Consider the following 12,952-nt stretch of genomic DNA (forward strand, 5'->3'; position numbering starts at 1 on the left):
GATTGCCCGCGCTCTATGCCACTACAAACCGCCGGTGTTTCTGTCCGGCGCTTTGCGGGACACTAGAGCATCGCTTTTGTGGAGCCTGTCATGAGTGCCAGTGAAGAGAAATACACCCGCCAGACCCTGCTTGAGGTCCAGCCGCTGACCTCCAGCCTGTTCACCCTGCGCACCACCCGGGACGCGGGTTTTCGCTTTCGTGCCGGGCAGTTCGCCCGCCTCGGGGTGACCAAGGCCGATGGCAGCACGGTGTGGCGCGCCTATTCCATGGTGTCATCGCCGTTCGACGAGTTTCTCGAGTTCTTTTCCATCGTGGTGCCCGGTGGTGAGTTCACCAGCGAGCTGAGCCGTCTGGAAGTGGGGGACAGCCTGCTGGTGGATCGCCAGGCCTTCGGCTACCTGACCCTGGACCGTTTCGTCGACGGTCGCGATCTCTGGTTGTTATCCACAGGCACCGGGATTGCGCCGTTCCTGTCGATCCTGCAGGACTTCGAGGTGTGGGAAAAATTCCAACGCATCATCCTCGTCTACAGCGTGCGCGAGGCCAAGGAACTGGCCTATCAGCAATTGCTCGCCGAGTTGCCCCAGCGCGAATACCTGGCGGAAGTGGCCCACAAGCTGCAATTCATCAGCACCGTGACCCGCGAGCAGCACCCGGGCAGCCTCAATGGGCGCATCACGCAATTGATCGAGAACGGCGAACTGGAACGCGCCGCAGGCGTGGAACTGACCCCCGAGCATTCCCGGGTGATGCTCTGCGGCAACCCGCAGATGATCGATGACACCCGGGCCTTGCTCAAGCAGCGGGGCATGAGCCTGAGCCTGAGCCGGCGGCCGGGGCAGGTGGCGGTGGAAAACTACTGGTAACCAAAACGGCGCCTCAAGGGCGCCGTTGTCTCATTGCAGAACCCGCCTCAGGGCTTGTTGTTCTGAGCCTTGAGCAGATCGCGGATCTCCCCCAGCAGCTCTTCTTCCTTGCTCGGCACCGGTGGCAGTGTCGGGGCTACGGCTTCTTCGCGTTTCAGGCGGTTGATCACCTTGACCCCCATGAAGATGGCGAAGGCAATGATGATGAAGTCGATGATGCTCTGGATGAATTTGCCATAGGCCAGGACCACGGCAGGGGTATTGCCCTCGGCCGCCTTGAGGGTGATGGCCAGATCAGCGAAGTCCACCCCACCGATCAGCAGGCCAATGGGCGGCATGACCACGTCGCCGACAAAGGACGAGACAATCTTGCCGAACGCGGCACCGATGATGATACCCACGGCCATGTCGACCACATTGCCTTTGACCGCGAAGGCCTTGAACTCACTTAGCACGCCCATAGGTTATTCCTTGTTACAGATGAGGTTGGTTACGGCAGTGTAATTCAGCAAAAAGCATTTTGCCGACACAACTTTTAACAGCTTGCGGGGTTATTGACCGATAAATCGGCAAAGAGTTTATTCAAAGTGCCAGCAGAACGCGCGCGATATACCCCGCATCAGCTGAGATAACCAGAACATTCTTTCAATCGAGTGGTTGCGGGCTTTCTATTTATCATTCAAATAGTTAGCCACTAGCCTCTAGCGAGCGCATCGGGATGCGCCTTATATAACTAGAGGAATTCAACATGACCGCTTCTCTTGGCCTTGGGAGTCTTTCCCAGCGACGCATACTGGGCGTGCTTGCCGCCAGTCTGCTTTCCCTTTCCGTACAGGCCGCCACGCTGACCCGCGACAATGGCGCGGCAGTGGGCGATAACCAGAATTCACAGACCGCAGGCGCCACCGGCCCGGTGTTGCTGCAAGATGTGCAACTGATCCAGAAGCTCCAGCGGTTTGACCGCGAGCGCATTCCAGAGCGTGTGGTGCACGCCCGTGGCACCGGTGCCCACGGCACCTTCACCGTCACCGACAGCCTCAGTGACCTGACCCGGGCCAGGGTTTTTGCCGCCGGTGAAACCACCCCGGTATTCGTGCGCTTTTCGTCGGTAGTGCACGGCAACCACTCCCCGGAAACCCTGCGCGACCCACGGGGCTTCGCCACCAAGTTCTATACCGCAGAGGGCAACTGGGACCTGGTCGGCAACAACTTCCCGACGTTCTTCATTCGCGATGCCATCAAGTTCCCGGACATGGTGCACGCGTTCAAACCCGATCCGCGTACCAACCTGGATGATGATTCGCGGCGTTTTGATTTCTTCTCTCATGTTCCCGAAGCCACTCGCACATTGACCGAGCTGTATTCCAACTCCGGAACTCCGGCCAGTTACCGGGAAATGGATGGTAATGGCGTGCACGCCTACAAGTTGATCAACGCCAAAGGCGAAGTGCACTACGTGAAGTTTCACTGGAAGAGTCTGCAAGGTCTGAACAATCTCGATCCGAAACAGGTGGTCGAGGTTCAGGGGCGTGATTACAGCCATATGAGCAACGACTTGGTAACCCACATTAATAAAGGGGACTTCCCCAAGTGGGACTTGTATGTCCAGGTATTGAAACCCGAAGACTTGGCCAAGTTTGATTTCGACCCGCTGGACGCCACCAAGATCTGGCCGAATGTGCCTGAGCGCAAGGTTGGGCAGATGGTGTTGAACCGCAATCCGGCCAACGTCTTCCAGGAAACCGAGCAGGTGGCCATGGCCCCGTCCAACCTGGTACCGGGGATCGAACCGTCGGAAGACCGCCTGCTGCAAGGCCGGGTGTTCTCCTACGCCGATACCCAGATGTATCGCCTCGGCGCCAACGCCCTGCAACTGCCGATCAACGCGCCGAAGAGCCCGGTGAACAACGGCAACCAGGATGGCGCCATGAACCCGGGCCACACCAGCACCGGGGTCAACTACCAGCCGAGTCGCCTGATGCCGCGCGAAGAGCCGCAAACCGCGCGCTACAGCCAGATGGCGCTGGCGGGCAGCACCCAGCAGGCGAAGATCCAGCGCGAGCAGAACTTCAAGCAGGCAGGGGATCTGTATCGCTCTTTCAGCAAGAAAGAGCGTCAGGACCTGATCGACAGCTTCGGCGGCTCCCTGGCCACCACTGACGACGAGAGCAAGCACATCATCCTGTCGTTCCTTTATAAGGCCGACCCGGAGTACGGCACTGGCGTGACCCGCGTGGCCAAGGGCGACCTGGCCCGGGTCAAGGCGCTGGCGGCCAAGCTGAGCGACTGATCCTTCACGTCTTGGAGCTGGCTTGCCAGTGAACATGGGCGCCGCGCTGCTTCAGGCGGCGCCCTTCGCCGGCAAGCCGGCTCCTACGCTTCTCAGGAAAAAGGAGGTGCGTCATGCGTCTGTGCATTTCGCTGCTGACCCTGGCCTGGGCCTTGGCTGCCCAGGCACAGCCAACCGACCCGGTGGCAGTCAAGGTACAGCTGGAACACTACTATTTCGATGCCGCCCGCCGGGGCGACGTGGAGATGCTCGATACCTTTATCGAGGCCGGTTATTCCCTCGATACCCAGGATGAAAAGGGCTATACGGCGCTGATCCTGGCCGCCTATCACGGCCAGGGCCTGGCGGTGGAGCGCCTGCTGGACGCCGGCGCCAACGCCTGCGCCCAGGACAAACGCGGCAACACGGCGCTGATGGGGGCGATCTTCAAGGGCGAGGTGCAGATTGCCCGGCGCCTGTTGGCCGCCGATTGCAGCCCCGACCAGCGCAACGGCGCGGGGCAGACTGCCGCCATGTATGCCGGGCTGTTCAAGCGGGAGGAACTGCTTCAGGCCCTGGCGGCCAAAGGCGCGGACCTGAATGCCGAGGACCCCCTGGGCAATAGCGCCACGCGGCTGGCCAGCGGGCAGATACGCACCGCGCCGTCGCGCTGATCCGTTCCAGCTGAGCTATCATCGCGGTTTTTGCCGGGGGTTCAGATGGCCAAGGCCAAGCGCATGTACGGCTGCACCGAGTGCGGCTCCACCTTTCCCAAATGGGCCGGGCAATGCGGCGAGTGCGGGGCCTGGAACACCCTGACCGAGACCATGATCGAAAGCGGCGGCGCCGCAGCGCCGGCCGGGCGCACCGGTTGGGCTGGGCAACAGGCGCAGATCAAGACCCTGGCGGAGGTCAGTGTCGAGGAAATTCCGCGTTTCTCCACCGCCTCCGGCGAACTCGACCGCGTGCTGGGCGGTGGCCTGGTTGACGGTTCGGTGGTGCTGATCGGCGGTGATCCGGGGATCGGCAAGTCGACCATCCTGTTGCAGACCCTGTGCAATATCGCCACGCGCATGCCGGCGCTGTACGTCACCGGCGAGGAATCCCAGCAGCAAGTGGCGATGCGGGCGCGGCGCCTGGGCCTGCCCCAGGATCAGCTGCGGGTGATGACTGAAACCTGTATCGAAACCATCATCGCCACCGCCCGGGTGGAAAAACCCAAGGTCATGGTGATCGACTCGATCCAGACGATTTTCACTGAGCAACTGCAATCGGCCCCGGGCGGTGTGTCCCAGGTGCGCGAGAGCGCTGCTTTGCTGGTGCGCTACGCCAAGCAGAGCGGCACGGCGATTTTCCTGGTGGGCCACGTGACCAAGGAAGGTGCCCTGGCCGGGCCGCGGGTGCTGGAGCACATGGTCGACACCGTGCTGTATTTCGAGGGGGAGTCCGACGGTCGCCTGCGGTTGCTGCGGGCGGTGAAGAACCGTTTTGGCGCGGTCAACGAGCTGGGGGTGTTCGGCATGACCGACCGCGGCTTGAAGGAAGTCTCCAACCCTTCGGCGATTTTCCTCACCCGGGCCCAGGAAGAGGTGCCGGGCAGTGTGGTGATGGCCACCTGGGAAGGCACCCGGCCGATGCTGGTGGAAGTGCAGGCGCTGGTGGATGACAGCCACCTGGCCAACCCGCGACGGGTGACCCTGGGGTTGGATCAGAATCGCCTGGCCATGCTGCTGGCGGTCCTGCATCGCCATGGCGGCATTCCCACCCACGATCAGGACGTGTTCCTCAACGTGGTGGGCGGGGTCAAGGTGCTGGAAACCGCCTCCGACCTGGCCCTGATGGCGGCGGTGATGTCGAGCCTGCGCAATCGTCCGTTGCCCCATGACTTGCTGGTGTTTGGCGAGGTGGGGCTGTCCGGCGAAGTGCGCCCGGTGCCCAGTGGTCAGGAGCGCCTGAAAGAGGCGGCCAAGCATGGCTTCAAGCGGGCCATCGTGCCTAAGGGCAACGCACCGAAGGAGGCGCCGCCAGGCTTGAAGATCATTGCCGTGACCCGCCTGGAGCAGGCGTTGGATGCGCTTTTCGAATAATCAGAGCTGGACTCGCAGGGAAGGATGCAGGGGATGGGCATGACAAGGTTGAAGCGCTGGATGCTGGGGGCGGGGCTGTTGGGCTGTTCGGCGCTGGCCGTGGCCCAACAGGCCGAAGTACCGGAAGGCTATCGGATCGCGCAGCAGGTACTGGTGGGGGATGGCTCGGTGCTGGAAGTACTGGAGGATGTGCGTATCACCCCTGAACTGCATGCCGACAGCTGGGGCAATGGCCTGGACGCCGACAGTCTGCTGCAGTCCGATGATGATCCTTCGGTTGCCCCGTTGGGAGCGCTGGCGCGCCTGGTGTCCGATGGCGGCGAGGTGTTGGCGCAGAAGTCCCTGGGCTACCCGATGGCCACGGTGGAAAAGGCTCCGCTGAACGGACTGCCGTCACCGGCGTTTTTCCTGACCATTGACCAGACTGCGCCCATGGGCAGCTACAGCGGTCCGCTCACTGAGGTACTGACGCCGGAGCAGAGTCAGCTGGACCCGGTGCTGTGCCAGGGGGAAGGCGGCGAGAAGCAGCCGCTGGTGTTCGCCCAGACCGGCAAGGCCGCCTGGCAGATCGTGCCTTCGGACAAGGGCGGCACTGAAAGCATCCAACAGGTGTCGTCGGCCTCGTCGATGGAGAACGAAGAGTTCATCACCACCTATCGCACCTTCCGTTATGTCGACGGCCAGTGGACCGTTGCCTCGCGGCAACAGGCGGGTTATTGGGACATGGAAAGCGAGTTTCCCGAACCGGCGCTGTTTCCCTGAGCAACACTGGGGCCGATCAGATATCGATCAAGGCTCCGAGCTCGCGCTCCAGTTCCTCGGGGTCTGCCAGGTTCAGCTCGATCAGGCGCCTGAGGTGTTCGATGGACTCCAGGCCGATGTGCAGGCAGACGAATCCCAGCTGGCCATGATTGTCATGGGCCAGTTGCACGTCCATGCGCACATCGGCATCGGGACCGAGATGGATATCGGCTTCGAAGATGCGGTTGGGGTCGCCCAGCCAGGGATCGGGGCGCTCGATCAGCAAGCCCTTGAGGGACAGGTCCAGCAGTTGCACCGGCCAGCGGTGGGTGCCCTGGCTCAGTTTGGTCTTTGCATCGAAGGCGATGCGCTTGAAGCGTCGGCGGTCGGCATGTTGCTCGCTCATGGGCTGGCCCTCTGCGTGGTGCACTGACTATAGACCGCGCTTTATGAGTGTCGCTACAGGCGACCTGAAAGCGTGCGGCGGCGTTATCGTTCAGTGTTGCCTGAGTTGAAAAAGTTTCGAAAAAAAAACTGCTCATTCGTTAAAAGAAGGCTCTAGACCAACGTGGGGGGTGGTCTTTGAGAGCAGTAGCGCTACACTCGAAACGCTGTCTTTCTGTCCACCCTGGCTGGAATAAAAACATGAAAAATAATAATAGCCCGCTACGCCATGTTCCTTGGCTGCTGCTGGCAATCGTAGGAGCGTGCGCCCTCGGCGTCGTTGCATTGCGTCGCGGTGAGGCGATCAACGCCTTGTGGATTGTGGTCGCCGCCGTGGCCATCTATCTGGTGGCGTACCGGTATTACAGTCTGTTCATTGCCAACAATGTAATGCAGCTGGACTCGGGCCGGGCTACGCCCGCCGTGGTCAATAATGACGGTCTGGACTACGTGCCGACCAACAAACATATTCTCTTCGGTCACCATTTCGCTGCCATTGCCGGCGCAGGCCCCCTGGTGGGCCCGGTCCTGGCGGCGCAGATGGGCTATCTGCCCGGAACCCTGTGGCTGATTGCCGGTGTGGTCCTGGCTGGTGCGGTGCAGGACTTCATGGTGCTGTTCCTGTCCACCCGGCGTAACGGTCGTTCCCTGGGCGACATGGTCCGTGAGGAAATGGGCCGTATCCCGGGGACCATCGCGCTGTTCGGCTGCTTCCTGATCATGATCATCATCCTCGCGGTGCTGGCGCTGATCGTGGTCAAGGCCCTGGCCGAGAGCCCGTGGGGCATCTTCACGGTCATGGCGACTATCCCGATCGCGGTGTTCATGGGTGTGTACATGCGCTACATCCGTCCGGGCCGCATCGGCGAGATTTCCCTGATCGGTGTGGTGCTGCTGCTCGGCTCCATCTGGCTGGGCGGCCAGGTGGCGGCGGACCCGGTGTGGGGCAAGCTGTTCACCTTCACCGGTATCCAGATCACCTGGATGCTGATCGGCTACGGTTTCGTCGCCGCGGTACTGCCGGTGTGGCTGATCCTGGCTCCGCGGGACTACCTGTCGACCTTCCTCAAGATCGGCACCATCATCGCCCTGGCGATCGGCATCCTGATCACCATGCCCGAGCTGAAGATGCCGGCCCTGACTCAGTTCACCGACGGCACCGGCCCGGTGTGGAAGGGCGGCCTGTTCCCGTTCCTGTTCATCACCATCGCCTGTGGCGCGGTGTCCGGCTTCCATGCGCTGATTTCCTCGGGGACCACGCCCAAGCTTCTGGATAACGAAGCCAACGCCCGTTACATCGGCTACGGCGGCATGCTGATGGAGTCCTTCGTGGCGATCATGGCCATGGTCGCGGCATCGGTGATCGAGCCGGGCGTGTACTTCGCCATGAACAGCCCGGCGGCCATCGTTGGTGGCGACGTGGTTGCGGTTGCCCAGACCGTTAGCAACTGGGGCTTCGTGATCAGTCCGGAACAACTGCAGGCAGTGGCCAAGGACATCGGCGAGAACACTATCCTGGCCCGTGCCGGTGGTGCACCGACCCTGGCGGTGGGGATCGCGCAGATCCTCCACCATGTACTGCCGGGTGAGAACACCATGGCGTTCTGGTACCACTTCGCGATCCTGTTCGAGGCGCTGTTCATCCTTACCGCGGTGGACGCCGGTACCCGTGCCGGGCGCTTCATGCTCCAGGATCTGTTGGGCTCCTTCGTTCCGGCGCTGAAACGCACCGAGTCGTGGACCGCCAACCTGATTGCCACCGCAGGTTGCGTGGCGCTCTGGGGTTACCTGTTGTACCAGGGCGTGATCGATCCGCTGGGCGGCATCAACACCCTGTGGCCGCTGTTCGGCATCTCCAATCAGATGCTGGCGGGTATTGCCCTGATGCTCGGCACCGTGGTGCTGATCAAGATGAAGCGCCAGCGCTACATCTGGGTCACCCTGCTGCCGGCTGTGTGGCTGCTGATCTGCACCACCACCGCAGGCTTCATCAAGCTGTTCGACGCCAACCCGGCGATCGGCTTCCTGGCGCTGGCGAAGAAATACAGCGATGCCCTGGCCAACGGTCAGATCCTCGCTCCGGCCAAGGACATCACGCAGATGCAGCACGTGATCTTCAACGCCTACACCAACGCGACCCTGACAGCCTTGTTCCTGCTGGTGGTGTTCAGCATCCTGTTCTACGCGCTCAAGGTCGGTGTTGCGGCCTGGGGCAGCAAGGAGCGTACGGATAAAGAATCGCCCTATCAGGCGGTGCCGGACGCGTAACCCGAGGATTGCAAACATGTTCAATGACCTGAGTCGCCTCGGTAAATACCTCGGTCAGGCCGCGCGCCTGATGGTCGGCATGCCCGACTACGACACCTACGTCGAGCATATGCAGACCAAGCACCCGGACAAGCCGGTGATGTCCTACGAGGCGTTCTTCCGGGAACGCCAGGAAGCCCGCTACGGCGGCAAGGGCGGTCCGAAGTGCTGTTGAAACACAGCGTTTAAGTCGTACCCATGTAGGAGCCGGCTTGCCGGCGATGGCGTCAGTGAGATCGCTATCGCCGGCAAGCCGGCTCCTGCGTTTTTAGGCGTGGGAGATCCTGTAGTGCAAAACCCTATTCCCGTGACCGTGCTCAGCGGTTTTCTCGGTGCCGGCAAGACCACCCTGTTGCGGCACCTGCTCAAGGCCGAACACGGCCTGAAAATCGCCGTGATCGAGAACGAATTCAGTGACGCCGGCATCGACACCCAACTGCTGGGCGAGCAGCCGGTGCAGGTCATGACCCTGTCCAACGGCTGCGTCTGCTGCACCATCCACACCGATCTGACCAAGGCCCTGTACCTGTTGCTGGAGCGCCTGGACAGCGGCGAGATCGCCTTCGACCGGCTGGTGATCGAGTGCACCGGGCTGGCCGACCCGGCGCCGGTGGCGCAGACCTTCTTCATCGATGAAGAGCTGCGTGAGCGCTACATTCTCGACGGCATCATCACCCTGGTGGATGCCAAGCATGCCGATCTGCACCTGACCCAGACCATCGCCCAGGCGCAGATCGGCTTTGCCGACCGCTTGCTGGTGAGCAAGCGCGACCTGGTGGATGAGCCGACCTTCGACGCCCTTAGCCAGCGCCTGACGCGAATCAACCGCCGGGCGCCGATCCGGCTGGTGGAGCATGGCCGTATCGACCTGGCCGAACTGCTGGATGTGCGGGGCTTCAATTTGAATGCTGATCTGGGGGGGGGCATCAGCCTGCGCCCGGTGAGCCAGGCTCCTGCGGTGGACCGGATTTCCAGTCTGGTGCTGCGCACCGAACAGACCCTGGATCTGGATCGCCTGAGCGAGTTCATGAACGAGCTGCTGGAGGATCATGGCCGGCAACTGCTGCGGTACAAGGGCGTGCTGAACGTGATCGACGAGCCGCGGCGCATGGTGTTCCAGGGCGTGCTCAAGCTCTACGGCTTCGATTGGGACACCGCCTGGGCCGAAGGCGAGGCGCGGGAGAGTGTGATGGTGTTCATCGCCGACGATCTGCCGGAAGAGAAGATCCGGCAGGGTTTCCAGAAGATGCTGGGCGGCTGAGGTTTCGCCGGCAAGCCGGCTCCTACAGGTCGGCCTCGGTGGGGGGCGTGCCTAGCAGGCGTCGCTCCAGGTGATCCAGGTGTTGGTGCATCAGGGCTTCGGACTGCTCGACGTCAGCCGCCTGTAGCGCGTCGATGAGCGTTGCATGCTCTTGCCAGGCGCAGCAGTGGTGGGCGCGGCCTTCGAACTGGGCGATGGCCAGGGACGTCAGGGGCACCAGGCTGCCGAGAAACTGCGCCAGTGGGGCGTTGCCGGCCACGTCTGCCAGTTGCAGGTGGAACTCCCCGGACAGGCGGATCGCCGGTCCACGCTGGTCGCGCTCGATGGCTTCACGCTCCCGGGCGATCAATTGCCGCAGAGGTTGCAGCTGGCGCCGGGGTTGTTGGCAGGCCAGGCGCACCAGGGTGATTTCCGTCAGGCGCCGGGCATGCAGGATCTGCCGGGTCTGCTCCAGGTCAGGAGCCGCGACCTGAGGTCGGTGGTTGGGCCGCAGGATGATCACTTGCTGATGGGACAAGCGCGCCAGGACCTGGCGGATGATGCTGCGGCTGACACCAAAGGCTTGTCCCAGGCTGTCCTCGGTGAAGCGGCTGCCGGGGGCGATGCGCTGTTCGAGGATGGCATCGAAGATCTGCGGATAGACGTCATCCACCAGCAGTTTTTTTTCGCCGCACTGGCGCCGCGGCAGGCTGGCCACCAGGGTGAAGGGGTTGTTTTTCAGGGCGTAGCTGACCATGGCCTGTCTCCAGTCCAGTTGCTGACTCGGGGGTTGATTACAAGGCGTTGTTGCCCAGGTGATCGTCTGGAATGTTCAGTTCGATGCCCATGCGCTGGCCTTCCTGGAGGATGTGCCGACGCATCTCGGCGCTGGCCAGGGCGCTGTTCTTGTTGCGGATGGCCCGCACCACCGCTTCATTTTCTTCCAGGCGTTCGGCCAGATGCTCGGGCGAGTTGCGCAGGATCTGCGCGCTTTGCTTGAGGGCATTGCTGGTCTGTTGCACCACGTTCTGGAAGATCGGGTTGCTGGTCAGGGTGAAGAGTTCTTCATGGAAGGCGATGTAGGCGTTGACTCCGGCTTCGCTGTCGCCGGCCTCCAGGGCTTCGCGCATGTCCATCAGGGTCAGGCGCAACTGGCCGACCTCCTTGCTGCTGATCGATTGCGCCACCAGTCCGACGATGAAGGGCTCCAGGGTGTAGCGCAGTTGCAGCACGTCCTCGAGGCTGGCGCCGGCTACGCGGCTCTCGGCCCCCTGGGCTTCGTCCTGGGGGGCGTCCAGCACCACCACGCCTTTGCCGGGCATGGAGCGCACCAGGCCCAGCGTCTCCAGGACGATCACCGCTTCGCGCAGGCTGGGGCGGCTGATGCCCAATTGCTCGGCCAGTTCACGTTGCCCGGGCAGCATGTCGCCGGAGCGCCACTGGCCACGGGCGAGGGCGGCCCGGAGCTTTTCCACCACTGAATTCACAACCGTTGACGAGCTGATCACTGTTGACTCCATGAGCTATCGGTAGCGCGTGTTGCCGCGCTGATGGTTGTGCCTGCCGTGGGCAGGCACAAGGTTGGATCAAAATTCCTGCTGGTGGGCACCTGCCACCGGTTTTCGTGCCTGGAAGGTATAGCCCTGTTGACCGCTGAGCACCTTGTTGGCTCGTTGCACGTCGATGTCCTTCTCCCAGCGGGCGATGGCCACGGTGGCCACGCAGTTGCCGATCAGATTGGTCAGCGCGCGACCGATGCCCATGAACCAGTCCACCGCCAGTACCAGCACCAGGCCCACCACTGGGATCGCCGGGATCGCGGTCAGGGTCGCGGCCAGGATCACCAAGGCCGAACCGGGAATGCCGTGGGCGCCCTTGGAGGTGATCAGCGACACCAGGAGGATGGTCAAGAGGTCCGACATGGACAACGGCGTGCCGGTGGCGTTGGCGATGAAGACGATGGCCAGGGTCAGGTAAATGGAGAAACCGTCGAGGTTGAAGGAGTAGCCGGTGGGTATCACCAGGCCCACGGTCGAGCTGCCGATGCCCAGGTGCTCCAGCTTGCGCATGATCTGCGGCAACACGGCATCGGAGGAGGCGGTGCCGAGGACGATCAGCAATTCTTCGCGCAGATACTTGAGGAAGGGCAGCATGCGCAGGCCCGACAGGCGCATCACCAGGCCGAGTATCACCGCCACGAAAGCAAAACAGGTGAGGTAGAACAGGCCCACCAGGCTGCCCAAGTGCTGCAGCGAATCCAGGCCGTATTTGCTGGTGGTGAAGGCGATGGCGCCGAACACCCCGATAGGCGCCAGGCGCACGATCATGCCCATGATGCGGAAGATCACGTGGCTAAGTTCGTTGATCAGCCGGGAAATGCCCGAGGCCGCTTCGCCCACCAGGTTCAGGGCGCTGCCGAACAGCACCGAGAACAGCAGCACCTGGAGAATGTTGTTCTCGGCAAAGGCGCCGATCACCGAGGTGGGGATCAGGTCCATGAGGAACTGGGTGGTGGTGTGCATGTGCTGGCCGCGCTGGGCAATGTCGCCCATGTCCGCGGTGGACAGCTGTTCCAGGTGAATATTGGCGCCGCTGCCGATACCGGTGCTGAAGGCCATGACTAGGCCGATCACCAGGGCGATGGTGGTGAGGATCTCGAAGTAGATCACCGACTTGAGGCCGATGCGTCCGACCTTTTTCAGATCGCCGGCGCCGGAGATGCCGCTGACCACCACGCAGAACACGATCAGGCCGATGAGCATCTTGATCAGCTTGATGAAGCCATCGCCCAGTGGTTTGAGTTGTGAGGAGTATTCGGGGAGGGTGAGGCCGCAGACGATGCCAAGCATCAGTCCGAGCACAACCTGGAGGAAAATCGAACGCGAGCACCATCTGAGCATGGGGAGGAATCCTGGTCGGTGTCCTGTCTGCCGTGCGCATTGGGGGCGCAGCGGATGGAGGACTTAATTATTGTGGTCTTACCGGTATGTCCAGTGC

13 protein-coding genes are annotated in these 12,952 nt (G+C 62.2%); 8 read left to right on the plus strand and 5 right to left on the minus strand.

Features of this window, described 5'->3' with window-relative positions:
* Positions 1 to 90 precede the first annotated feature (90 nt).
* Complete coding sequence (locus BLV47_RS03270) at positions 91 to 867, plus strand: ferredoxin--NADP reductase (protein WP_092309847.1); 777 nt, start codon at positions 91 to 93, stop codon at positions 865 to 867.
* A gap of 47 nt (positions 868 to 914) precedes the next feature.
* On the opposite strand, the gene mscL is transcribed toward BLV47_RS03270, so the two are convergent.
* Positions 915 to 1,328 carry a large-conductance mechanosensitive channel protein MscL gene (gene mscL, locus BLV47_RS03275; protein WP_092309850.1) on the minus strand — a complete coding sequence of 138 codons (414 nt, stop codon included), beginning with the start codon at positions 1,326 to 1,328 and terminating at the stop codon, positions 915 to 917.
* A 287-nt stretch (positions 1,329 to 1,615) separates the two neighbouring features.
* Between mscL and BLV47_RS03280 the strand changes: the two genes are divergently transcribed.
* The 4 genes from BLV47_RS03280 to BLV47_RS03295 all read left to right on the plus strand — a co-directional run bounded on the left by BLV47_RS03280 (position 1,616) and on the right by BLV47_RS03295 (position 5,985).
* The gene (locus BLV47_RS03280) at positions 1,616 to 3,157 is read left to right on the plus strand and encodes a catalase (RefSeq protein WP_092309853.1); all 1,542 of its coding nucleotides are present in this window, start codon (positions 1,616 to 1,618) and stop codon (positions 3,155 to 3,157) included.
* A gap of 113 nt (positions 3,158 to 3,270) precedes the next feature.
* Positions 3,271 to 3,810 (plus strand): ankyrin repeat domain-containing protein, encoded by a 540-nt coding sequence (locus tag BLV47_RS03285; RefSeq protein WP_092309856.1) that lies wholly within the window; start codon positions 3,271 to 3,273, stop codon positions 3,808 to 3,810.
* 45 nt (positions 3,811 to 3,855) lie between these two features.
* The gene (gene radA / locus BLV47_RS03290) at positions 3,856 to 5,223 is read left to right on the plus strand and encodes a DNA repair protein RadA (RefSeq protein ID WP_011063580.1); all 1,368 of its coding nucleotides are present in this window, start codon (positions 3,856 to 3,858) and stop codon (positions 5,221 to 5,223) included.
* A 33-nt stretch (positions 5,224 to 5,256) separates the two neighbouring features.
* A complete protein-coding gene (locus BLV47_RS03295) occupies positions 5,257 to 5,985 on the plus strand; it encodes a hypothetical protein (RefSeq protein WP_425272141.1) in 729 nt (242 codons plus the stop codon).
* Between the two features lie 16 nt (positions 5,986 to 6,001).
* Here the strand turns inward: BLV47_RS03295 and BLV47_RS03300 are convergent, their stop codons facing one another.
* Entirely contained in the window at positions 6,002 to 6,370 is a 369-nt protein-coding gene (locus BLV47_RS03300) for a PilZ domain-containing protein (protein ID WP_092309859.1), read from the minus strand.
* A gap of 239 nt (positions 6,371 to 6,609) precedes the next feature.
* Between BLV47_RS03300 and BLV47_RS03305 the strand changes: the two genes are divergently transcribed.
* The 3 genes from BLV47_RS03305 (at position 6,610) to yjiA (ending at position 9,976) form a co-directional block, all read left to right on the plus strand.
* Positions 6,610 to 8,676 (plus strand): carbon starvation CstA family protein, encoded by a 2,067-nt coding sequence (locus tag BLV47_RS03305; protein WP_092309862.1) that lies wholly within the window; start codon positions 6,610 to 6,612, stop codon positions 8,674 to 8,676.
* A gap of 16 nt (positions 8,677 to 8,692) precedes the next feature.
* On the plus strand, positions 8,693 to 8,890 hold the full coding sequence (locus tag BLV47_RS03310) for a YbdD/YjiX family protein (RefSeq protein WP_010448516.1): 198 nt from the start codon (positions 8,693 to 8,695) through the stop codon (positions 8,888 to 8,890).
* A 114-nt stretch (positions 8,891 to 9,004) separates the two neighbouring features.
* Complete coding sequence (gene yjiA / locus BLV47_RS03315; RefSeq protein WP_092309865.1) at positions 9,005 to 9,976, plus strand: GTPase; 972 nt, start codon at positions 9,005 to 9,007, stop codon at positions 9,974 to 9,976.
* Positions 9,977 to 9,998: 22 nt separating this feature from the next.
* Here yjiA and BLV47_RS03320 read toward each other — a convergent pair whose 3' ends face one another.
* From BLV47_RS03320 to BLV47_RS03330, 3 genes are all read right to left on the minus strand, one after another.
* Positions 9,999 to 10,712, minus strand: a complete 714-nt coding sequence (locus BLV47_RS03320) for a GntR family transcriptional regulator (protein WP_092309868.1) — start codon at positions 10,710 to 10,712, stop codon at positions 9,999 to 10,001.
* Positions 10,713 to 10,749: 37 nt separating this feature from the next.
* Positions 10,750 to 11,463: a FadR/GntR family transcriptional regulator gene (locus BLV47_RS03325; protein ID WP_092309871.1), complete on the minus strand. Its 714-nt coding sequence runs from the start codon at positions 11,461 to 11,463 to the stop codon at positions 10,750 to 10,752.
* 78 nt (positions 11,464 to 11,541) lie between these two features.
* The gene (locus BLV47_RS03330; RefSeq protein ID WP_092309874.1) at positions 11,542 to 12,855 is read right to left on the minus strand and encodes a C4-dicarboxylate transporter DctA; all 1,314 of its coding nucleotides are present in this window, start codon (positions 12,853 to 12,855) and stop codon (positions 11,542 to 11,544) included.
* Positions 12,856 to 12,952: the final 97 nt, after the last annotated feature.

Source organism: Pseudomonas saponiphila, assembly GCF_900105185.1.
In the GTDB taxonomy this organism is placed as follows: domain Bacteria; phylum Pseudomonadota; class Gammaproteobacteria; order Pseudomonadales; family Pseudomonadaceae; genus Aquipseudomonas; species Aquipseudomonas saponiphila.